Source organism: Joostella sp., assembly GCF_048266025.1.
Lineage (GTDB): Bacteria > Bacteroidota > Bacteroidia > Flavobacteriales > Flavobacteriaceae > Galbibacter > Galbibacter atrarenae.
Map to the genome: position 1 here is coordinate 1 of NZ_JBLXAF010000002.1, position 23,323 is coordinate 23,323.

The 23,323-nt window shown below is 32.9% G+C and carries 22 protein-coding genes; 12 read left to right on the forward strand and 10 right to left on the reverse strand.

Features of this window, described 5'->3' with window-relative positions:
* The first annotated feature begins 357 nt into the window (after positions 1-357).
* The 5 genes from ACN0TY_RS05690 to ACN0TY_RS05710 all read left to right on the forward strand — a co-directional run bounded on the left by ACN0TY_RS05690 (position 358) and on the right by ACN0TY_RS05710 (position 3,551).
* On the forward strand, positions 358-600 hold the full coding sequence (locus ACN0TY_RS05690; RefSeq protein ID WP_417443703.1) for a type II toxin-antitoxin system ParD family antitoxin: 243 nt from the start codon (positions 358-360) through the stop codon (positions 598-600).
* The gene (locus ACN0TY_RS05695; RefSeq protein ID WP_417443704.1) at positions 597-899 is read left to right on the forward strand and encodes a type II toxin-antitoxin system RelE/ParE family toxin; all 303 of its coding nucleotides are present in this window, start codon (positions 597-599) and stop codon (positions 897-899) included. The genes ACN0TY_RS05690 and ACN0TY_RS05695 overlap by 4 nt, the downstream gene beginning before the upstream one ends.
* Positions 900-1,148: 249 nt before the next feature.
* The gene (locus ACN0TY_RS05700) at positions 1,149-2,105 is read left to right on the forward strand and encodes an alpha/beta hydrolase (RefSeq protein ID WP_417443705.1); all 957 of its coding nucleotides are present in this window, start codon (positions 1,149-1,151) and stop codon (positions 2,103-2,105) included.
* Between the two features lie 498 nt (positions 2,106-2,603).
* Entirely contained in the window at positions 2,604-3,053 is a 450-nt protein-coding gene (locus ACN0TY_RS05705; protein WP_417443706.1) for a hypothetical protein, read from the forward strand.
* Between the two features lie 51 nt (positions 3,054-3,104).
* The gene (locus ACN0TY_RS05710; RefSeq protein ID WP_417443707.1) at positions 3,105-3,551 is read left to right on the forward strand and encodes a DinB family protein; all 447 of its coding nucleotides are present in this window, start codon (positions 3,105-3,107) and stop codon (positions 3,549-3,551) included.
* Positions 3,552-3,743: 192 nt separating this feature from the next.
* Here ACN0TY_RS05710 and ACN0TY_RS05715 read toward each other — a convergent pair whose 3' ends face one another.
* Entirely contained in the window at positions 3,744-4,121 is a 378-nt protein-coding gene (locus tag ACN0TY_RS05715) for a hypothetical protein (RefSeq protein ID WP_417443708.1), read from the reverse strand.
* Complete coding sequence (locus ACN0TY_RS05720; RefSeq protein ID WP_417443709.1) at positions 4,122-4,550, reverse strand: helix-turn-helix transcriptional regulator; 429 nt, start codon at positions 4,548-4,550, stop codon at positions 4,122-4,124.
* A 302-nt stretch (positions 4,551-4,852) separates the two neighbouring features.
* On the opposite strand from ACN0TY_RS05720, the gene ACN0TY_RS05725 reads away from it, so the two are divergent.
* From ACN0TY_RS05725 to ACN0TY_RS05740, 4 genes are all read left to right on the forward strand, one after another.
* Positions 4,853-5,986, forward strand: coding sequence for a M14 metallopeptidase family protein (locus tag ACN0TY_RS05725; protein ID WP_417443710.1), 1,134 nt, complete (start codon positions 4,853-4,855; stop codon positions 5,984-5,986).
* A 100-nt stretch (positions 5,987-6,086) separates the two neighbouring features.
* Positions 6,087-6,566 (forward strand): Lrp/AsnC family transcriptional regulator, encoded by a 480-nt coding sequence (locus ACN0TY_RS05730; protein WP_236958422.1) that lies wholly within the window; start codon positions 6,087-6,089, stop codon positions 6,564-6,566.
* A gap of 87 nt (positions 6,567-6,653) precedes the next feature.
* A complete protein-coding gene (locus ACN0TY_RS05735) occupies positions 6,654-9,245 on the forward strand; it encodes a phosphoenolpyruvate carboxylase (RefSeq protein WP_417443711.1) in 2,592 nt (863 codons plus the stop codon).
* A gap of 112 nt (positions 9,246-9,357) precedes the next feature.
* Positions 9,358-10,236, forward strand: coding sequence for a YihY/virulence factor BrkB family protein (locus tag ACN0TY_RS05740; RefSeq protein WP_236958420.1), 879 nt, complete (start codon positions 9,358-9,360; stop codon positions 10,234-10,236).
* 41 nt (positions 10,237-10,277) lie between these two features.
* Here the strand turns inward: ACN0TY_RS05740 and ACN0TY_RS05745 are convergent, their stop codons facing one another.
* The 5 genes from ACN0TY_RS05745 to ACN0TY_RS05765 all read right to left on the reverse strand — a co-directional run bounded on the left by ACN0TY_RS05745 (position 10,278) and on the right by ACN0TY_RS05765 (position 17,078).
* Positions 10,278-10,967: a TIGR00730 family Rossman fold protein gene (locus ACN0TY_RS05745; protein ID WP_236958419.1), complete on the reverse strand. Its 690-nt coding sequence runs from the start codon at positions 10,965-10,967 to the stop codon at positions 10,278-10,280.
* Between the two features lie 70 nt (positions 10,968-11,037).
* Entirely contained in the window at positions 11,038-13,869 is a 2,832-nt protein-coding gene (uvrA, locus tag ACN0TY_RS05750; RefSeq protein WP_417443712.1) for an excinuclease ABC subunit UvrA, read from the reverse strand.
* 217 nt (positions 13,870-14,086) lie between these two features.
* Positions 14,087-14,794, reverse strand: coding sequence for a hypothetical protein (locus tag ACN0TY_RS05755; protein WP_417443713.1), 708 nt, complete (start codon positions 14,792-14,794; stop codon positions 14,087-14,089).
* Between the two features lie 12 nt (positions 14,795-14,806).
* The gene (ggt, locus tag ACN0TY_RS05760; RefSeq protein ID WP_417443714.1) at positions 14,807-16,486 is read right to left on the reverse strand and encodes a gamma-glutamyltransferase; all 1,680 of its coding nucleotides are present in this window, start codon (positions 16,484-16,486) and stop codon (positions 14,807-14,809) included.
* Positions 16,487-16,493: 7 nt separating this feature from the next.
* The gene (locus tag ACN0TY_RS05765; RefSeq protein ID WP_417443715.1) at positions 16,494-17,078 is read right to left on the reverse strand and encodes an ACP phosphodiesterase; all 585 of its coding nucleotides are present in this window, start codon (positions 17,076-17,078) and stop codon (positions 16,494-16,496) included.
* A 282-nt stretch (positions 17,079-17,360) separates the two neighbouring features.
* Here ACN0TY_RS05765 and glmM point away from each other — a divergent pair, with 282 nt between their 5' ends.
* On the forward strand, positions 17,361-18,749 hold the full coding sequence (gene glmM, locus ACN0TY_RS05770; RefSeq protein WP_417443716.1) for a phosphoglucosamine mutase: 1,389 nt from the start codon (positions 17,361-17,363) through the stop codon (positions 18,747-18,749).
* Between the two features lie 114 nt (positions 18,750-18,863).
* Here glmM and ACN0TY_RS05775 read toward each other — a convergent pair whose 3' ends face one another.
* Entirely contained in the window at positions 18,864-19,781 is a 918-nt protein-coding gene (locus ACN0TY_RS05775) for a lysophospholipid acyltransferase family protein (protein WP_417443717.1), read from the reverse strand.
* 56 nt (positions 19,782-19,837) lie between these two features.
* Here ACN0TY_RS05775 and ACN0TY_RS05780 point away from each other — a divergent pair, with 56 nt between their 5' ends.
* Both ACN0TY_RS05780 and ACN0TY_RS05785 read left to right on the forward strand, forming a co-directional pair.
* Positions 19,838-20,485, forward strand: a complete 648-nt coding sequence (locus ACN0TY_RS05780; RefSeq protein ID WP_417443718.1) for a rhomboid family intramembrane serine protease — start codon at positions 19,838-19,840, stop codon at positions 20,483-20,485.
* Positions 20,486-20,537: 52 nt separating this feature from the next.
* Positions 20,538-21,224 (forward strand): SIMPL domain-containing protein, encoded by a 687-nt coding sequence (locus tag ACN0TY_RS05785; RefSeq protein ID WP_417443719.1) that lies wholly within the window; start codon positions 20,538-20,540, stop codon positions 21,222-21,224.
* Between the two features lie 325 nt (positions 21,225-21,549).
* On the opposite strand, the gene ACN0TY_RS05790 is transcribed toward ACN0TY_RS05785, so the two are convergent.
* Both ACN0TY_RS05790 and ACN0TY_RS05795 read right to left on the reverse strand, forming a co-directional pair.
* The gene (locus ACN0TY_RS05790; RefSeq protein WP_417443720.1) at positions 21,550-22,659 is read right to left on the reverse strand and encodes a redoxin domain-containing protein; all 1,110 of its coding nucleotides are present in this window, start codon (positions 22,657-22,659) and stop codon (positions 21,550-21,552) included.
* A gap of 128 nt (positions 22,660-22,787) precedes the next feature.
* Entirely contained in the window at positions 22,788-23,285 is a 498-nt protein-coding gene (locus tag ACN0TY_RS05795; protein ID WP_236958409.1) for a hypothetical protein, read from the reverse strand.
* Positions 23,286-23,323 lie beyond the last annotated feature (38 nt).

Here is a 23,323-nt window from a genome sequence, read left to right on the forward strand (position 1 = left end):
TAAATTACGAAGCTTTTGAAGCGGTTATTGAAAATGGAAATAAAGAATATTATATAGAATACAGGAATGAAAAAATAAAAACTACTGTAAACAATGGTACCTATGAAAAGCGCTAGTCTAGTTTTTCAAAGTTGATGCTTAGCATTGTAAAGTTGTAAAACTGCAAATTCGCGAATCTGCGAATTTGCAGAAGGCATTTCTCTATTCTATACTCTTTTATCTTTACTCTTTTTTTCTGATTACGGTTTCCCGTAAATAGTTTCTTAATTTAATCCCTATAGCTAGTTCGTTTGTTAGATGTGTGCAATTAGGCTAGATTACCAAGATTTGGTATATTTGAATAAAATTATAGTCAAAATGGGAAAAAACACATCAATATCACTCGGAAATCATTTTGAAAATTTTATCAGAGAAGAAGTAGATTCAGGTAGATATGGTTCTGTAAGCGAAGTTATTCGTTCTGCATTACGGCTACTAGAACGTGAAGAAAAAAAAGAAAGAGAACTAATTAAAGCTCTTGAAATCGGAGAAAATAGTGGCTTTATTGAAAATTTTGACCCGAAAGAAAACTTGGCTGAATTACATCGTAAACACTTATGAGTAAAAGTCAATACCGAATAAGTAAACAAGCGATTGATGATTTAAATGATATTTGGGTTTATACTTTTCACAAATGGTCTAAAGGACAAGCTGACAGATATTATGAATTGATAATTGATGAAATTGAATTTATAGCGGACAACTATCTGATTGGAAAATCCGCAGAGCAAACGCGAAAAAATTATCGTGCAACGAAAATCAAGTCACATCTGATTTTTTACAGAAAGGTCGAAAATGAAATTTTCGAAATCATTAGAATTTTACATCAGAGAATGGATATTAAAAAGCTACTGAAATAAAAAACTGCTTACAACAAAGAACTGAGGTAAAAAGCAAATCACTTCTTCAAAAATATTAGACACTCTTATATTAGGCTTAGATATTCAATAAATTGACTTTGTAAGCTTTTTCATTCTTCAATACACGCTTTATCATATTTTTTATACATGACAATAAGTAGGATATTCTAACTTCTATTTGTTAAATTTGGTGTTTAAGACAGCAACTAATCTTGTTTATACTCCTTGAAAACATTTATGAAAACTACAATGAAAATACTTAAGTGGATTGGTAAAATTTTAGTTGGGTTTATTATTCTAGTGTTAATGTCAGGGTTATGCTTCCGGTTATTTAGTTCGAAGCCTGTTCCGCCAGGGAAATTGGTGAGTGTTAATGAAACTAAACTTCATATAAGAGCAGAGGGGAATAAAAATGATTTACCAACTCTTGTATTAGAATCTGGTGCAGGGGGCGATACAGATATGTTTCATTGGATTAATGAAGGATTGAAAGAAGACATGAGAGTTGTGCGTTATGATAGAGAAGGGAAAGGGTTTAGCGAATCAAGTAAAGATAGTATAACATCAGAATTTTATGCACACCAATTACATGAATTGCTTGAAAAAAGCGGAGAACAGCCTCCTTATATATTAGTGGGGCACTCTATGGGTGGTCCATATAATCGGATTTTTAGAGATCTATATCCCAATGAAGTAAAAGGAATGGTTTTTATAGATTCGAGTCACCCAGAACAGTGGGAGCGATTGGCAGAAAATGGATTGTTTGAGGAAAATCAGATATTCTTAATTAAAACTCTTTCCATACTTTCCGATCTTGGAATTATGGGAGTTTATAATCAAATAACTAGTTCCAAATCTATTGATGGAGGCTTACCAAAAGAGTGCGAGGACCGTAAAAAGGATCTTCTTGTGCAATCTGGTGATGTGTATAGAAGGTATCTTAAAGAGTATGCTATAAATAATGACATTCTACTAAGAGCAGGTAGCGCAACTACATTAGATTCATTGCCTGTTTTAGTTTTTACAGCCACAGATCAGTATGGGGATGCTCAAAAATGGTTTGAAATGCAAGAGGAACTCAAAGAATTATCTACCAATGGAAAGCAACTTTATATAGAAGCAAATCACGGTTCTATCATAACAAACAAGGAAAACGCTGTTATTATTAATAAAGAAATACGTTCAATGGCAGAATCGGTTGAATAGAAATTGATATTTGCCAATAAAGAACTAAGATAATAGCAAATCAGTTGAGTAAAACAGAAATGGATTCTATGGGATTTAATTCAGAAAAGACCATAATCTGAAGGTAGCGTAAAGGCTTTTAGATTATAAAAATGCTATTGAGGAAAGACTTAAATAAATAGTGAATAAAGGAAATAGTGACTTAATATCAGAAAGAGTGGGTTAGAAAGTATTTCTGTGCCGTTGTATTTAAATACATTGGGTGTAAACAAAAAGATGCAGCTATAGAATTAGGAATCACTCTTGAAAATGTAAAAATTAGAATTAAGAGAGCCAAAGATATTTTGAAGAAACAGTTTAATGAATGTTGTAAATATGAGTTTGATAAAAATGGGAAGTTAGTTGGAGATTCCAATTGTTCTCTATGTAAAAACATAACATAAATACACGAATCTATATTGACTATTATTAACATTTATATGTATTTTTAACAACCAATACCGGTTAAAACTGCATTAAGTGAAAAGAATAAATTTATTATTGTTCACATTGATTATCATTTTACAAAGTTGTAACAATGATGATAACTGTGACCAAGACTGTTTTACACCTCCTAACACTTTCCTGTTTGAAGTAGTGGATAAAACAAGTGGTGAGAATTTGTTTACCATTAAAACTTATAACCCTGAAGATATCATAATAACGGACAGTTTGAATGATAACCAATCTGTAGCATACACATTTATTTCTGAAGACAATCTTAATCTTATTCAAATTTGGTCTATTGGTTGGGAAACAGAAATAGTAAATCTAAATATTAATATTTCTGAAGATCATATTTTTGACTTATATGTTGATGTGGAGCGAAAATCTGAAAACTGCTGTAGTTTTTCTCAATATAATGAAATAAGAGTATCAAATTCTGAATTGGACACTCAAACAGGGATATATAAAATCCTTGTTGAATAAAACTGCATCTGGAGTAAGTGTATATATTGTTACTTAAAAAGAATCAAACAAATGAATCCAAACGAGCTAATTACCTTTTTTAAAAGAGACTTGAATAAGTTAATTGCTGAATTAGAACTTTATAATGATGAAGAGCATATTTGGCAAGTAGAAAAAGGGATTTCCAATTCAGCAGGGAATTTAGCATTGCATTTAATTGGAAACTTACATACTTTCATAGGGAAAGAAATAGGTAAAACAGGCTACATAAGAAATAGAGAGCTTGAATTTACGCAAAAAGATGTTCCTAGAGGCGAGTTGATAGTTAGTGTACAAGGAACTATAAAAATGATCGAAGATTCGTTGAGTCCGCTTACAGAGAGAGACTTGAAGGAGGAATATCCAATAATGAAGTTTCCAAATGTTGAAACGATAGAATATTTACTAGTTCATTTATTAAGTCACCTTAACTATCATTTAGGTCAAATAAATTATCATAGAAGGCTGATTGATAAATAGAATTGAAAATACCATTACTAATCAAAGTACTAATGATTTATTAAATTTTAGAGGTATATTCAGAAATAATGTACAGTAGAATTTTAAAGATTATTAGAAGTGAAAAATAATCTTATTTCAAACCTATAGTCATATAAAAGCCCTTGTTCTATACTTTTAAGCAAAAACAAGGGCTTTTTAGGGTAAATTATTTTATTTAATCTTAGTGGCTGTTCCTTTAAATTTATTTTTCTGATCTACAACAGCTGAAAATTCAAAAATATAAGAGTCTTTTTCCGTAGCTAATATTTTCATATGGATAGCTTTGGAATCTTTCATAGAAGTAGGATTCATCTTTTTAACGATAAACTCACAATCATTTATCCAACGGATTGAATTTGTATCAATTCGGTTTTCGTAATAATCAATTTCTAAAGTATCATTTCGTATAAATCTACTTTTCTTCTCTACACCATCTAAAGTATAAGTAAATTCGAATTCTCCAGTTTTAAAATCTTTACAGTTTCGTTCTCTTTGATAACAAGAAGTAAGTGTGATTAAAAGTAAGCAAGCTAAAATAGAAAGTCTCATCTATTGTTTGTTTTTGTATTCTTCAAAGGTACCATTCTTATAAAAAACTACAATACGAGCGATTTCATTTTTTTCAGAAATAGGAAAGGTATTATTTATAGCAGGAGGAATTTCAGTATTAATAGTTTCGTTAGAATCAACATTCTTTTTTTCTGCTGGGATAATATTTTCCTTTGGGGGAGTTGGTATATGTTGATCTTCGTTAAGAGGGAAATTACCCTTACCATTTAAGAGCCAATATAATTCCACATCAGGAAAATTCTGAAGAATCTTCATCACAAATTCTAAACTCGGATTGTTTCTACCAGATAATATATGAGAGATAGAAGAGCGTTGTACACCAATTTTATCTGCAAAAGATGAGGCTGATAAGTCGTAAAACTCCAACACTTTCTCTAGTCTTTTAATAAATTCTTCCTTGTTTACCATTGTAAACTAATGTTTGTATAATTAAGTTGTTACAAATGTAAACATAACTGAGTTTATATGCAAATATAAGGGGATAACACATGTCAATTGTAATCTAACACTTTAAATAAAACTACATAATAGACTAGAAAACAATATTTTATGATTTAATAAGTAACTTAAGTTGATTAAATAGAATTTTACGTTTACAAGTGTATACATTTTGTCACTAATGCTATCTACATCTGTTTACAAATGTATATTTGAGGTGTTTATTATTGTAAACAATTATAATTTTACATTTGTAAACCATAAAAGTTACTATGAATTTTACGACACATTTTACAGAGAACTACAACGAGTATTTAGATACGAGAATAGCAGACAGATATGTTACACATAAAATGATTGCCCCTTTAATTAAGGAGTATCAGGAAAAATATAAAGTAACCTTATTGGGAACATCTGTTTTAGGGAATCCAATTCACAGTATTGAAATCGGTTCTGGGAAAAGAAAGATTTTAATGTGGTCTCAGATGCACGGAAATGAATCGACCACCACAAAAGCTGTATTCGATCTATTAAAGTTTATTGATAGTAATAAGGAGTTTGGTACTTATATAAACAACAATTTTACGCTATGCATCATACCAATGCTAAATCCAGATGGAGCATTGGCTTATACGCGTGTAAATAGTAATGAGGTTGACCTTAATAGGGATGCTCAGAATCAATCTCAGCCTGAAAGTAGGGTGTTGAGAGCTGTTTTTGATGCTTTCCAGCCAGATTATTGTTTTAATTTACATGATCAACGTACTATTTTCAGTGCTGGAAAGCATAAGCGTTCGGCTACAGTGTCATTTTTAACGCCTGCAGAAGATAAAGAACGAAAGGTTACTCCTAACAGAAAGAAGAGTATGGAGGTTATTGTGGCGATGAATAAAATGCTGCAACAATTTATACCTAAACAAGTAGGTAGGTACGACGATGGCTTTAATTTGAATTGTGTAGGGGATACTTTTCAGTCCTTAGGGATTCCAACTATATTATTTGAGTCAGGGCATTACCATAATGATTATATGAGAGAGGAAACTCGTAAATACATTGCTTTTTCATTAGTTACAGCATTGGTTTATATGGTAGATAATGAAGTAACAGGAGGGGAGTATCATGATTATTTTGAGATCCCATCAAATGAGAAGTTGTTTTATGACATTATTTTAAGGAAGTTTCCTATTTCAGAAAAAGAGAAGTTAGTACATAAAGATGTTGCGGTATTCTTTAAGGAAACGTTAATTAATGGTAAAGTGGAGTTTATGCCTACAATAGAGCATGTTGAAGAGGATTTACATTACTTCGGACATAAAGAATTAGATATGAGTAACATAGAAATTAATCCTATTCCAGTGCATGATTTAAATAGCAGTTATTTAACAGAATTTCTGAAGAAAATTTAAAGATATTCAAGAAACGTTAAAAAAATAATTACTCCGTGATTGTGAATAATTCATTTTTTTTTATTTTTTTTGCATAATATTTAAAGATATTAAAAAAAGTATGGCAAAGTTTAAATTAGACGAGGTAGATCATCAAATCCTTGATATGTTGATAGATAATACCAGAACTCCATTTACAGATATAGCAAAGAAATTACTTATATCTGCTGGTACGGTTCATGTTAGAGTTAAGAAAATGGAAGATGCTGGAATTATAAGAGGTTCTTCTTTGACATTAGATTATGTTAAGTTAGGATATTCTTTTATAGCATACGTAGGGATTTTCCTTGAGAAAACGCATCAAACAAAGTTTGTTTTAGAACGACTTAATCAGATTCCTTATATAACAGTAGCTCATATTACTACAGGTAAGTTTAACATCTTCTGTAAGATTCGTGCGAAAGACACAAAACATGCAAAAGATATTATTTTTAAAGTAGATGATATTGATGGTGTCTCTAGAACGGAGACTATGATCTCTTTAGAGGAGAGTATAAACGACAAACGCCGTCTTATGCATACTATTTTTAACGATTTGTAGGATTTCTGTTTAATAACATTAATTAAGCCCTCTTAAGCCTTGTTTTGAGAGGGTTTTTTGTATTTTTACATAAAACAGAAAAATTTTATGCTAAGAAAACCAAAGATTGATCGATTTAATGAAAGTGTTTTATCAAGATATCAAATCTACAACAGTATTTTTATCACGTTACCTTTTGATGAGATAAGTAATACTGGAGCTTTATTACCGCTATTTTCCGAAATTTGTGAAAAGGGATATGCGGATAATAAAAATCCATCAGATATTGTAGGTGACTTTTTTGAAAAATACTACAACGAAAAGCCTGCTGATTCAGACAAATTTGATCTTCTCTTTAGATTTATTCAGTATATAGAAAGACAAGTAGTGTTATTTGATGCTATTGAAGATGCAACTTTCCCTATTGTAAATAATATGAATGGGAGAGGGACCTTGCGAAATGTAAAGGAAGAGGCGGAAGCTAAAAATAAAATGCCTGAATTAAAAGCTTACTTAGAGCATTTTAAAGTACGACCTGTTTTAACGGCGCATCCAACGCAGTTTTATCCAGGTTCTGTATTAGGTATTATTACCGATCTATCTAAAGCTATTAGAGAGAATGATTTAAACCTTATTAAGAAGTTACTTGCCCAACTAGGGAAGACTCCATTTTTCAAAAAGGAAAAACCAACTCCTTTTGATGAAGCGGTAAGCTTAATATGGTATCTGCAAAATGTATTCTATGAATCTGCTAGTCAGATTTTTGATTATATCCAAGACAATATTTTTGGAGACACAGAATTAAATAACCAAGTATTAAATCTAGGTTTTTGGCCTGGAGGAGATAGAGATGGGAATCCATTTGTAACTACAGATATTACTTTAAAAGTTGCAGATAGGCTAAGAAGCACGGTTTTAAAGAACTACTACCGCGATGTTAGAAAGCTACGTCGTAGAATAACTTTTAACTACGTAGATAAGCTTATAGCAAATTTAGAGTCTAAGTTGTATGAAAATATCTTCTTAGAAAGCGGAAGAACTACAATTACGCTTGAGGAGACTATGGGGACGCTACTAGAAATAAGAGAGATTCTTGTGACGAAGCATCAATCTTTATTTGTAGAAGAAATAAGCGACCTTATTAATAAGATGAAGTTGTTTGGTTTCCATTTCGCTTCACTTGATATTCGTCAAGATTCTAGAGTGCATCATAATGTATTATCTAATATCGTTAAGGAGTCTTTAGAAATGGGACTTGATATTTTCCCTAAAGATTATGAGAAGCTGGATGAAGAGCAACAGATTAAAGCCTTAAGTAAGGTTGTTGGTAAAGTAAATCCTAGCTTATTTAAGCACGAAATGAGTAGAAGTACGTTGGAATCTATTTATGCCATGAAAACCATTCAGAAGAATAATGGCGAAATGGGTTGTAATAGATATATTATAAGTAACAACGGAAGTGTGCTTAATGTTATGGAAGCTTTTGCAATGATCCGTATGTGTGATTGGGAGAAGCCAACAACAGATGTTGTGCCTCTTTTTGAAACTGTAGATGATCTTGAAGATGCTCATAACGTAATGAGAACGCTTTATACAAACAAGTCGTATGCTGCACATCTTAAACGTAGAGGGAATAAGCAGACAATTATGCTAGGTTTCTCTGACGGAACTAAAGATGGTGGGTATTTAATGGCGAATTGGAGTATTTATAAAGCCAAAGAAGCTTTAACTGCAATTTCTAGAGAATATGGTATTACCGTTGTTTTCTTTGATGGTAGAGGTGGACCACCTGCACGTGGAGGAGGAAAAACACATCAATTCTATGCTTCTTTAGGACCTTCAATAGAAAATGAAGAAGTTCAGCTTACAATACAAGGACAAACTATTAGTTCTAATTTTGGAACGCCAGAATCTTGTCAGTATAATATAGAACAGCTAATAAGTTCTGGGATTGCAAATAACGTATTCACTAATGAAAAAGATATCTTGAGTGAAGAAGATCGAGATACTATGAATAGGTTAGCGGGAATTAGTTATGGCGCTTATGTTGACTTTAAAAATCATCCTAAATTCTTACCTTACTTAGAAAGGATGAGTACTTTAAAGTATTATGCTAAAACAAATATTGGAAGTAGGCCTTCTAAAAGAGGTAAGTCTGATGAATTAGTATTTTCAGACCTAAGAGCAATTCCTTTCGTTGGAAGTTGGAGTCAGTTGAAGCAAAATGTTCCTGGTTTTTACGGAGTAGGAACTGCTATTCAGGAGTTTGTAGATAATAATGAATTTGAAAAAGTAAAATCGCTATATCAAAATTCTGCATTCTTTAGAACGTTGCTAGAAAACAGTATGATGAGTTTAACGAAATCTTTCTTTAAGCTTACAGCATATATGCAAGATGATAAGGAGTTTGGTGAATTTTGGACAATTATTCATGATGAATTTGAGCGTAGTAAAGCGATGTTATTGAAATTGACTGGTTATTCTGAGTTGATGGAAGATACACGTTCTATGAGAGCTTCTATTCAGGTGAGAGAAAAAATTGTATTGCCATTACTTACAATTCAGCAATTTGCACTTAGACAGATCCAGGAGCTTAATGCTAAAGATAGCGATGTAGATCCTGAGCTTTTAGAAATATATGAGCGTATGGTTACACGTTCTTTATTTGGAAATATAAATGCAAGTAGAAACTCAGCTTAATCATTTACAATAAATATTATAAAGGCTGTTAAGTAATTCTTTTAAGATTATTTAGCAGCCTTTTTCTTGTTCGAAATTATAATTAACTTAGTGGATATATAACCTGTATTTGATGAATATAAAAACCAGCATTAAAATCATAAAAGAGACATTTTTACGGTGGTTGGATTTAGATCCCTTTGCTAAAAGTGCTGTTATAGCCTATTACACCTTGTTTTCTTTACCGTCATTGCTCTTAATTGTTATTTGGGTAACAAGTATATTTTTCGGGAGAGACGCTGTGCAGGGGCGAGTTACGCAAGAGTTATCTAGCTTGATTGGTTATGATACTGCAAAAGCTATCGAAGGGATGATAAGTAGTGCTAGTATTGATAGTAATTCTACTATGAATATTATAATTAGTTCAGCTACGTTGGTTTTTGGTGCAACGGGGGTGTTTTTTCAATTACAGAAAACTCTAAATACTATTTTTGAGGCTGAAGAGGATAATTCAACCTTTAAAAAGATGGTTGTAGATCGTCTTATTTCTTTTGGAATGATAATGGCGATAGGTTTTTTATTGATCATTTCATTGATGGTTTCTGCAGTAATTTCTGTTCTTAATAATTATGTAGAGAATTACTATCCACAAGCGGCAACCATTATTGTTAGCGGACTTAATTTTACAGTTTCTTTAGTGGTAATAACTGTGTTGTTTGGAGCTATTTATAGGTTTTTACCAAACAAACGAATTAAATGGAAGACAGCGTTGATAGGGGCTTCTGTAACAACATTATTATTTTTACTAGGTAAAACAGCTATAGGTTATTACTTCGGACAAGCGTCGCCAGCTTCTGTTTATGGAGGAGCAAGTTCTGTGGTTTTAATATTGTTATGGGTGTATTACACAGGACTCATATTTTTTATGGGAGCAGAGTTTACAATGGTTTATTCTGAATATCGTAGGGATAAAAGAATACCTGAAGCATCAACTGATGATGTTCAGGTATAATTTATATTTTTTATAAAAGTTTTTTCTGTTGAAATATAATCCTAGAAATTAGGGCTTAAATTTGACTTTTTATAGAAACTATCAAGAATCTCAATAACTTCATCTTCGGTATCAACAAGCTTTATAAGGTCTAAATCGCCTTCACTAATGTTGTTATTAGCTTCTAGTAAGGTAGTCTTTACCCAATCCATTAATCCGCCCCAAAAATCAGTCCCAACAAGAATAATAGGGAACATAGCTATTTTCTTTGTTTGTATAAGCGTCATAGCTTCAAAAAGTTCATCTAGTGTTCCAAAACCACCAGGCATTACTACAAAGCCTTGTGAGTATTTTACGAACATTACCTTACGCACAAAGAAATAATCAAAATCTAAGCTTTTATCACTGTCTATATACGGATTATCATGTTGTTCAAAAGGTAAATCGATGTTTAATCCTACAGAAGTTCCACCTGCTAAATGAGCGCCCTTATTTCCTGCTTCCATAATTCCTGGGCCACCACCAGTAATCACACCATATCCAGATTCTACAATCTTTTGAGCAATTCTTTCTGATAATTGGTAATATTTATGATCTGGTTTAGTTCTTGCTGAACCAAAAATAGAAACGCAAGGACCGATTTTACTCATTTTTTCAAATCCGCTAACAAACTCTCCCATGATTTTAAAAATAGCCCATGAGTCATTTGTCTTTATACCATTCCATCCTTTAAAATGTTGTTCTTTTCTCATTCTTAATTATTTTATAATTAATTAAATAACTGACTTACATTTAATTAAAACAGTTACTTAAACTAGTTATTTACTTCAATTCTTTCTTTAGATATTTAGCGGTATAACTCTTTTTATGCTTCGCTACTTCTTCAGGAGTGCCAGAAACAATAACTTTCCCTCCGCCTTTACCACCTTCAGGGCCAATATCAATAATATGATCGACCATTTTAATAACATCTAAATTATGTTCGATAATCAATACTGTGTTCCCTTTATCTGTTAATGCGTTTAGAACTCCCATTAAAACATTAATATCTTCAAAATGCAACCCTGTTGTAGGCTCATCTAAGATATAAAAAGTATTTCCAGTGTCTTTTTTAGAGAGTTCTGTGGCTAATTTCACACGTTGTGCTTCTCCACCAGAAAGTGTAGTAGATTGCTGTCCGAGTGTTATATATCCTAAACCTACATCTTTCAATGTAGCTAATTTACGATATATTTTCGGGATGTTCTCAAAGAAATCTACAGCCTCATCAATAGTCATTTCTAAAACGTCGGAAATAGACTTTCCTTTGAATCTTATTTCTAAAGTCTCTCTATTAAAGCGTTTACCATTACATGTCTCACAAGCTACAGTAACGTCTGGTAAGAAATTCATTTCGATTACTCTTACACCTGCACCTTGGCATGTCTCACATCTTCCTCCTTTTACATTAAAACTAAATCTTCCAGGCTTATAACCGCGAATCATAGCTTCTGGAGTTTGAGTGAATAAAGTTCTTATTTCGCTAAAAACACCTGTGTAAGTGGCAGGATTTGAGCGAGGAGTTCTCCCAATTGGAGATTGATTAATATCAATTACCTTATCGATGTGCTCTAAACCTTTAATGCTTTTATATGGCATAGGAATTTTTACACCATTGAAAAAATGAGCATTTAAAATAGGGTAGAGGGTCTCATTAATTAATGTAGACTTCCCACTTCCTGAAACTCCAGTAATACCAATCATTAATCCTAAAGGAAATTCGGCATTCACCTTTTTTAAATTATTTCCGGTACATCCTTTTAAAAGTATGGAATTCCCGTTTCCTTTTCTCCGTTCTTTAGGGACTTCTATTTCTTTTTTACCTGTAATATAATCAGCGGTAAGTGTATTGTATTTTTTTAATTCAGAAGGAGGGCCTTCAGAAATTATTTCTCCTCCAAGTTTACCTGCTTTCGGACCGATATCAATAACATGATCAGCGCGCTCGATCATGTCCTTATCGTGCTCTACAACAATAACAGAGTTCCCGATATCTCTTAAAGATTCTAATGATTTTATGAGACGGTCGTTATCCCTTTGGTGTAACCCGATGCTAGGCTCATCCAAAATATATAAAACGCCCACCAATTGCGAACCAATTTGTGTTGCTAGTCGGATTCTTTGTGCTTCCCCTCCAGAAAGTGATTTTGAACTTCTATTTAGAGAAAGGTAATCGAGGCCTACATCGAGTAAGAAATTAATACGAGCTTTAATCTCTTTTAAAATCTCTTCTCCGATTTTTAATTGCTTTTCGGAAAGTTCTTTTGGTAAATCTTTGAAAAAACCTGCAAGTTCTATCATATCCATAGAAGATAGATCTGCAATATTCTTTTCATTCACCTTAAAATATAGAGATTCTTTTCTTAAGCGACTTCCTTCGCAAGTAGGGCAATCTACTTTATCCATAAATCCTTTTGCCCATCTACGAATAGAAGTGGATTGACTTTCTTCGAATTGATTTTTTATAAAGCTTATAATCCCTTCAAAATCAATTTTATAATCGCGAGTAATCCCAAGAGTCTTAGATTCTACGGAAAACTTTTCGTTTCCACCATTAAGAATCATGTCCATAGCTTCTTTAGGAATCTCACTAATAGCATCCGTTAATTCGAATTCATAGCGTTGCGCTATAACCTCCAGTTGCTTAAAGATCCATGACTTTTTATATCCTCCTAAAGGTGCTATTCCTCCTTTTTTAATACTGATTTTATCATTAGGAATAATCTTCTCAAGGTTTACTTCATGTATTCTCCCTAAACCGCTGCAAGTAGGGCACATCCCCTTTGGAGAGTTGAAAGAGAATGTATTAGGTTCAGGATTAGGATATGATATTCCTGAAGAAGGACACATAAGATTTCTACTGAAAAAGCGAGCTTCATTCGTGTCATGATCTATAACCATGAGTACATCATCTCCGTGATACATAGCAGTGTTTATACTCTCACTTAAGCGTTTGGAAGTATTTTCGCTATCATCAATTTGCATCCTATCGATAACTGTTTCAATATCATGCACTTTGTAGCGATCCACTTTCATTCCTTTTGTGATGTCGAGAATCTCTCCATCTACACGTACTTTTACAAATCCCTGCTTTGCAATTTGCTCAAATAATTCACGATAATGACCTTTTCTACTGCGGATAACGGGCGCTAATATATTTATGCGCTTACCGCTGTATTCTTCAATAATAAGCTCTTTTATTTGCTCATCGCTATAGCTTACCATTTTATCTCCAGTATTGTAACTGTAGGCATCTGCTGCTCTCGCAAATAACAAACGTAAGAAGTCGTATATCTCAGTAATCGTTCCTACTGTAGAACGAGGAGATTTAGAAGTCGTTTTTTGCTCGATTGCAATAACAGGAGATAATCCGTCAATTTTATCTACATCTGGACGCTCCAAACCTCCAAGAAATTGGCGGGCATAAGCGGAAAATGTTTCTATGTACCGACGTTGACCTTCTGCGTAAATAGTATCGAATGCTAATGAGGATTTACCACTCCCTGAAAGACCTGTAATAACAACAAGTTTTTCTCTAGGGATGGTAACATCTATATTTTTAAGGTTATGGACTCTAGCGCCTTTTACCTCTATATTTTCTTCAAAATTTGCCATATATAATACAAAACCGCAAAGTTAAGGTTTTAAGCTTTAATACCGAAGGGAGTATATCATGAAAGGAAAATATTAACGCTTATGATTATATAGAAAATGAGATCTCAAAACTCTTTGTTTTTAGATAGTTATATAGCATTGTTTTTCTTTTGCTTCAGGGACTTTCCGATATGTGTTTTTAATGAGGTTTTAGCCTTTAACTAAATAATTCTCATTCTTAATTATAGGCTTTTAGGTTTGTCATTTCTATATTGAGAAATAGAAATTTATGAGATGATGGGAGGTAAGTGGTAGTTTCCATAATCTTCCATTCGTCCCAAGTAGCTTCTAATCCACCAATTGGAATGATACTAACCCACATTTTAAAGCTTTCAGGAAAACCACTATCGTTAAGCTTCCATAGATAAGAGTCTCCAGGAGTTGAGCCTCCTTGAGTGTATGTTACCAATAATGCTTTTTTTCCATTTTCTAATGTTACTACGCTTCTTGTAACGCCTTTATCTTTCACCTTAAAAGGAGCTACAAGCCAAAAAGAATCGTTATTAAAGTATCCTACCGCTTTATCAATAAGTTCTTGCCTTGGTTCTGTGTGCATTTTTACATTATCTATAAGAACCTCACTTTTATCGTAGTTGTTTAAATTTAGCTTTACAACATAATTATCCCACTTTACATCTACAAGCTTTTTCTCTTTATCCCATTTATAGGAATGTTTCCCAGCGAAAGTCCATTCTATAAAGCGTGTCTTTTTATAATTAGTATAATTTACTGCTTTAAGCATTTTATCGGCAAGAGCTTCTGCTTCTGGTCCAGTTTTACCTTTTGGAACAGGCTCATTGAAGATAAAATAAACAACTGCAAAAACAGCTATGAGGAGCAGGAGTGCAATGGATATGAATTTTAATATTTTTTTTATGATTTTCATATGTTCTCTTTTTTAAAACCCAACAGCAGAGTCGTCTCCACGTCTATCGGCACCAGCTTCTAAATCTCCATTTGGAAGTACTAGAATAGCATCTACAAGTCCTATTATCCTTGAGTTGGATTCATTAATATGATAGCCTAAGCTTTTTAGTTTTTCTATCGTTTCTTTGTCAAAACCATTTGGTTCCATTCTAATTTCGTCTGGCAACCATTGATGGTGGAATCTAGGCATGTTTACAGCTTGCTGCATTCCCATGTCGTACTCATAAACATTGAGTATTGTTTGTAATACGGAAGTGATAATAGTAGATCCTCCAGGAGTACCCAAAACCATTGATAATTCTCCATTTTTCTCAACGATAGTTGGGGTCATGCTGCTTAACATTCGTTTCTCAGGAAGAATGCTATTTGCTTCTCCGCCTATAAGTCCAAACATATTAGGAACTCCAGGTTTTACACTGAAGTCGTCCATTTCGTTATTGAAAAAGAAACCTAACTCTTCAGAAAATAGCTTCGAGCCATAAGCTCCGTTTAAAGTTGTTGTTACAGAAACAGCATTTCCAAATTGATCGATAATAGAAAAGTGAGTTGTTTCATCGCTTTCAATGATTTCAACTTCTCCGTGCGATATTTCACTAGACGGCGTTGCTTTATCATAAGAAAATGACTTCATTCTTTCATTTAAATAACTACTACTTGTGATTTCTATGCCAGGAATCTCTGTAAAATCTGGATCTCCTAAAAAGTAAGATCTATCGGCATATGCTCTTCGTTCAGCTTCAGTTATTAATTGAATTGCTTTTTCAGAATTATGCTCAGAATCTAGATCATAAGGCTCTATCATTTTCATGATTTGCGCTAAAGTAACACCGCCGCTACTTGGTGGACCCATTGATATTACTTTTATGTCTTTGTAGTTAAAAGTAACAGGATCTCTCCAAACAGCTTTGTAGTTCTCAAGGTCTTCGAGTGTGATAATTCCGCCGTTACTATTTATAAAATTCACGATTTTTTCAGCGACTTCTCCTTTGTAGAAACCATCTTGACCTTTTTCTTTTATAGTTTCTAAAGTTCTTGCTAGGGCATTATATTTTATAGTGTCGTTTTCTGAATATTTCTTAGCAAAAAGCACTGTGTCTCCACTAACTTTAGTAATTATGTTTTGATAGTTCTCTAGCCTGTTTGCTTGTTTTGAAGTTACTTCAACACCTCTATTGGCGAGGTTGATGGCTGGTTGGATTAATTTTTCCATTGGAAGTGATCCAAACTTTTCATGAATAGCAAAAATACCAGCAACACTTCCTGGAACTCCTACTGCTAGAGCTCCAACAGTGCTTTTATCGGGAATAACATTCCCTAAAGAGTCCAAATACATGTTTTTTGTGGCAGCTAATGGAGCTTTCTCTCTAAAATCTAATGTCCCTGTGCTACCATCGTCTAAGCGGTAAACTAAAAAACCACCACCGCCAATGTTTCCAGCGAAAGGAAAAGCTACTGCAAGAGCAAACTTTGTTGCAATCATAGCATCAAAAGCATTTCCTCCTTGCTTTAAAATATCAGCACCAATTTTCGAAGCTTCCATTCTTGCGGAAACAACCATTCCGTTTTCAGCTATAAGTCCTTGTTTAGGAGCTTCTGTTGTTTTACAACTTGCTAGAATTATAAGTGAGAGTAGGAGTATTCTTTTTATCATATAAATATTATAAAGTTTTTAGTTTTTGAGCACAAAATTCTTGAAGTTCTTCGAAGAAAGATGTGAATTCAGCTTCAAAAGAAAGATAATGTTCTTCTAAATCTTGAATGGCAAAATTCATTTTCGATTTATTCTTTGTACGCCTGTTCATCCCTTCTAAAACTTTAGCGATTCCGTCTAATTTAGCGTAGTTAAGTAGCCAATTATCCGCAATCATGTATGGCATTAGCTTTTTTATATTCATAGGGAGAATATCATAATGCTCGCCTAGTAAATCATAGAAATTGTCAACATATTTCTCTAAAGGAACATCGGAGTAAGAATTCCAGTTTTTAGCTAGAAAATGATCATAAAAAATATCTACAATAACACCGCTATAGTGACTATAGTTTTTATGTAGTTTTTTAGTACTTAACCTTACAGTTGGATGTGCGTCTGTATATGTGTCGATTTCTCGATGTAGCAAAATCCCCTTCTTATAATCGTCTGGGTATGCTAGGTATTTTTTACCACGAATGCTATCCGCCATAAAGTTAGCTACTTTTATTTCTGGATTATCTCCTGACAAATATATATGTGCTAAAAAATTCATTCCCTAAAATTACAAATTCAATTCATACAAAAAATGGTTTTGCAGTAATTTTAAACAATTGTAATTAACATATTCTATATATTGAAGAGGGTATTTATGTATTGTGTTGTTTTTTAGATTATTGTATTTTTTCTACTGTATTCTGTAGTGAGTGTAAACATCGATTTTTGCTTTTTAGGGAATTTAAACATATAAAACTTTTATATTTGCTGATAGTAGTAATTCTGGTGTTGTTAATACACAGTTTTACGCATTACGTAGAATTAAAAACTCATACTTTACATGACACTTATAAAATCGATTTCAGGAATACGAGGAACAATAGGAGGGCAGACAGGTGAAAACTTAACGCCTTTAGATGCAGTGAAATTTGCTGCAGCATATGGAACTTGGTTGAAATCTCAATCAGAAAATAAAAAACTAACAGTAGTTATTGGTAGGGATGCCCGTATTTCTGGAGAAATGATTCAGAATCTGGTAGCTTCAACATTAGTGGGATTAGGTATAAATGTAATCGACTTAGGACTTTCTACAACTCCTACGGTGGAGATTGCTGTTCCTTTAGAAAAAGCTGATGGTGGAATTATTTTAACTGCCAGCCATAATCCTAAGCAATGGAATGCTTTAAAATTATTAAATGATAAAGGAGAGTTTCTTAACGGAGAAGAAGGGAAGAAAATTTTAGCAATTGCAGAAAGTGAAAATTTTGATTTTGCTGAAGTTGATGACTTAGGAGAGACAGTAATCAACGATTCTTATGTAGATATTCATATCGATGAAGTGCTTGATTTACCTTTAGTTGATGCTGAAAAAATTAAAGAAGCCAAATTTAAAGTTGTTGTAGATGGTGTGAATTCTTCAGGAGGAGTTGTTATTCCTAAGTTATTAAAAGAATTAGGAGTAGAGGTCGTAGAGCTTTATTGTGAGCCAAATGGTCGTTTTCCTCATAATCCAGAGCCGTTAAAAGAACATCTTACAGATATTTGCAAATTGGTTGTAGAAGAAAAAGCCGATTTAGGAATTGTTGTAGACCCAGACGTAGATAGATTGGCTTTTATAAGTAATGACGGGGAGATGTTTGGAGAAGAATATACCTTGGTTGCTTGTGCTGATTATGTTTTAGGGAAGACCAAAGGGAATACAGTTTCTAATATGTCCTCTTCTCGTGCATTGCGAGATGTAACGGAAAAACACGGAGGTACTTATGAGGCTTCCGCCGTTGGAGAAGTGAATGTTGTAACATTAATGAAAGAAAATAACGCCATTATTGGAGGAGAAGGAAATGGCGGAATTATTTATCCAGAAAGTCACTATGGTCGTGATGCTTTAGTTGGAGTTGCCTTATTTTTAACACATTTAGCTGAAAAAGGAATGACTGTTCAAGAATTAAGAGCTAGTTATCCTTCTTATTTTATGAGTAAAAAGAAGATAACTCTTACTCCAGAGTTAGATGTGGATGCTATTTTAGTTGAAATGGAAAAGCGTTATGCCGACGAAAATATTACAACGATAGATGGAGTTAAGATTGATTTCCCTGAAAATTGGGTTCATTTAAGAAAATCGAATACAGAGCCAATAATTAGAATATATACAGAAGCTAAATCTCAAGAAGAAGCAGATACACTTGCTGATAAGTTTATTGCTGAAATTGAAGCAGTAGCCGCTTTATAATAGTATTTTATATACAAGTAAAAACCTCTTCACTTTAAAATAGTTGAAGAGGTTTTTTGTTTTTTTAAACACTTGATTTTACCGCTCTTAATACTTGTTTGGTAAACTAATAGTTTAACTATATTTCACTTTAACATTGTCTTTACCAGACTCTTTAGGGACTTTGTTTCGGTGCTTAAATCTATTATGTGTCCATAAATAATATTCTGGTTTATTTCTTATTTCTTTCTCTAACATTTCCGTATAGATATCTGTAATTTCATAATCAGAATATGCTTTAGGATTATCTGTTACATCTATAATTGTTGTTTCGTAAAACCCTCTTTTAACTTTTTTAACGCAGAAGAATACAATGGCTAAGTCAAATTTCTTAGCAAGTGTTTCTGCAGCGGTATGAACAGGAACTACAGTTCCAAAAAATGGTCTCCAATATCTGGTGTGGCTTACTTGTGGTGATTGGTCGTTAACAAAACCATATAAGGATAAGTGATTAGCTCGGTAGTTTTTAACAATGGTCTTAGCGGTGTCAAACTTAGAAATTAATGTTCCGCCTTGTCTTTTTCTAGTTTTCTTTATCAGCTTATCAAAATATTTATTTGATAGCGGAGAGTAAATTCCAAATCCATCATGTTTAATATGTTGCCCTAAGGATAAAACCCACTCGTAGTTTGCATAATGACCACAAAGTAAAACTACGCTTCTATTTTGTTCAGCATATTTATCAAGTAATTCTACATTGTTAAACTTAGCTCTTTTCTTCATTTCTGTTTGAGACATAGTGAGTGATTTTATCATTTCCAAAAATAAATCACACATATGTTTATAGAATTTCTTTCTAATTAGCAGCAGTTCTTCTTTCGACTTCTCTGGGAAACATCGTTCTAAATTACTTAAAACCATCTTCTTTCTGTAGCCTATAATGTAATACACTAAACCATAGACGGCATCAGATACTTTATAAAATATAGGAAATGGAAGTATTGAGATTATCCATAGCAAAGGGTAAGCGAGTAGGTAAATAAGTAATTGCATTCAGTAAGTATTTTGGCAAATATAGCTATATTTGAAGCTAAACCTTAATTGTTTTTATGAATTTAAGTATTGCTACTATTGTTATCATTGGAGCCAATGTTTTAGCTTCTATAAAAGGCTTTAATGATTTTTCTTTTTTTGAGCGTTATAAATTTAATATTGGTGCTATTAATAGAGGAGAAAAAATTAGAACTATTACTTCTGGATTTCTACATGTAGATATTTCTCATTTACTATTTAATATGCTTACGCTTTATTTTTTCGCACCTATTGTTGTGCAATATTTTGGAGACGTAAAGTTTATTATCATATACTTTGTTAGTTTGTTGGCAGGAAGTTTATTGTCTTTAAGTTTCCATAAAAATGAACCTAGTTATAGTGCAGTTGGAGCAAGTGGCGCTGTTACGGGAGTGTTATATGCAGCAATACTTTTGCAGCCAGAAATGCGATTAGCTTTCTTTTTTATTCCAATTCCGATTCCAGCCTATCTTTTTGGTATTGGTTATTTGCTTTATTCTATCTATGGTATGAAAGCTAGAATTGGAAATATAGGGCACACAGCGCATTTTGGTGGTGCTATTGGGGGTTATGTTATGACGCTATTGATGATGCCTTCCTTATTAGCGCAAGAAACATTGATGGTGTTTTTATTAGCAATCCCTATTGTAATATTATTTATTCTAGAAAAAACAGGTAAAATATAGTTTGGCATCTTGTTTGTATAGTTGTTAAAAGAATATTTAATCAAAAGAAAATATGAAACAATTTATTTTATTAGCAATAGCATTTATAGGTATGAATAGTATGCAGGCACAAGAAGTTACTCCATCTGTTGCGGTAGTTGGAGAAGGAGTTGTAAAAGTAACACCAGATCAAGTTCTAATTAAAGTTAGAGTAGAAAGTGAAGGTGTTTCAGCGCAAGCTGCAAAAAGTGATAATGATAAAGCTATTGACAAGGTTTTGAAATATACCAAGTCAATGGGGGTTAAAGAAGGTGATGTTAAAACAGAATATGTAAACCTTAATAAAAACTACGATTATCAAACTAAAGAATATAAGTATGTAGCAAATCAGTCGATTTCTATATTGCTGAAAGATTTAAATAAATATTCTGAGTTTACAGAAGGATTGTTAAATGCTGGAATTAACAGAATTGACGGTGTGACTTTTAAATCTACAGAGATTGATGCTTATAATTCTAAAGCGAGAATAGCGGCAGTAAAAGATGCTAAAAAGAAAGCAGAGGAGTATGCTTCTGTGCTTGGGCAATCTGTAGGAAAAGCTCTTGTAATCTCAGAAACAGGATCTGTAAGCGCTCCACAGCCAATTTATAGAATGGAAATGATGAAAGCTTCTGATAATAGTGGTGGAGATATGGATACTATTGCAGTTGGTGAGATGGTAATCGAGGCTAAAGTGAATATTACTTTCGAGCTAAAGTAAAATATTAACCTTATATAAGGATTATAAATAAATACAAGAAATCCAGAGAAGACGACTTCTCTGGATTTTTTTTGTTTACGGTGTTATCTTGTAGCTGTTTTTATTGATACCATTAGCGCTTCTTGATTGCGATTAATGTTAGCCTGTATAGTTTAGTTGTAATTGTTGCGGCTTGCAAAGCCTGCATTTATTCATTGTTACTCGTGATGAATTAATAACAAATAATACCACTCTGCATTTGTAATTCTTTAAACAGCAATTATTTTAAACAAAAAAAAGGCTTTCCATGTACTGAAAAGCCTTTTCTATATTTATTGTGAGCGGATTAATTTAACAATCCAGCGATTTTACTGTTTAAAGCTTCTCCACGAAGATCTTTAGCGATAATCTTACCGTTTTCATCTAAGATATACGTAGCAGGAATAGAACGGATGTTATAAAGTTGAGCAATAGGATCTTGCCAAAACTTTAGGTTAGACATGTGGTTCCACTCAAGGCCGTCATCAGCAATTGCTTTTTTCCAGTCTTCTGCAGTTTTATCAAGAGAAACTCCAACTACATTAAGTCCTTTGTCGTGGTATTCAGCGTAAAGTTTTACTAAATTAGGGTTTTCAGCTCTACAAGGTTTACACCAAGCAGCCCAGAAATCTAAAATAGTTACTTTCCCTAAAGATCCTTTTAAAGAGATTGTTTCTCCTTCAGGATTTGGTGCTGAAAAATCTGGAGCAATTGCTCCAACAGATAGTTTATTAGCTTCCTCTAATTCTTTAGAGATAGTATTTCCCATTTCAGTTTTCTTAACGTCATCAGAAAGACTGTTGAATAAAGCTGCAATTTCTTCAGTAGTTTTACTTTTTGTACGCATCATTTGCTGAATAACTAATAAAGAGATATAAGAATCTTTATGTGTTTCAACGAAATCATACTCATATGCTTTAGCTTCTTCTTGAACTTCTTCAAAAGTTTCTCTAAGCGTATTCATTGTTAAAGTATCTCCAGCTTGTTGTGCTTCCATTCCTTTTTTCTGAATGTCAGAGATTTTAGTTCTAATGTTTCTAGATCCTTGGATAAAAGAAGTAAAGTCTTCATTAGAAGGACTTCCTTCAATCTTAGAAAAGTTCAAACTGTCTTTGTAGGCAGTAACATTAATGTTTCCTTCTTCAAGAATAATCGGTAAAACTCCTTGTACACCTTCAAAAAATAAATAGTGTAACTGTGGTGTTTCTGTTTTCCCTGTAAATTCAAATTTACCTTCTAAAACCTCTAAAGTATCTACTACTTCTGGACGCTGACCGTCAATTGGTTTTTGTAAAAATACTTGCTTCCCGTCTTCTACACCATCAACACTAACGGTTACTTTATATGTGTTTTCTTCTGCTTTATTACAAGCTACAAGAGCTACTAGTAATAAGACAATACTTCCTATTTTCTTCATTAAAATTTATTTAAACAGTTTTAGTTTCCTGCAAAGTTAAAATTTCTCGTTAATCCTTAAAGGGAATTAACAAAAAAAAGCCCTGAACTTTTAATATACAGGGCTTTTAGATTATATGTTGAATTTTTTTAGAACTGATATCTTATTCCTAAGGCTATATCAAAATCAAAATCGCTATCATCAAAGTCTCCAAATCCAATTTCTGGTCGGAAATCTAATGATAATAATAGAGGGAAATTAAAGTCATATTCTACACCTATATCTCCAGCTATAAAACCATAAACGCCACCATCATCATGACCGTGATCGTTAAAGTAATCATCATTATGGTCATATCCTCCAAGACCACCACCGGCACCAACGTACCAGTTGAAGTCCCCTTCAATAGGGAATACCCATTGGTAAAGTCCTGTTAATCTAAATGCATCATAATGATCGTTATCTCTCCATCCTAAGTCAAATTCAAGTCTGTTATTTGCACTTATGCCTCTTTGGTAAGAAATCTCTGCTCCAAAGCCATCTCCATCTCCTAATCTTAACCCTAAGGCATTTTTAGATACTTCTTGAGAATAAGCTGTTGCAGCAAAGCCAATTGCTAAAATGCTAAATAAAATGAATTTTTTCATAAATTAGTTTTTAAGTTTGTATTCGAGTTATATACGGT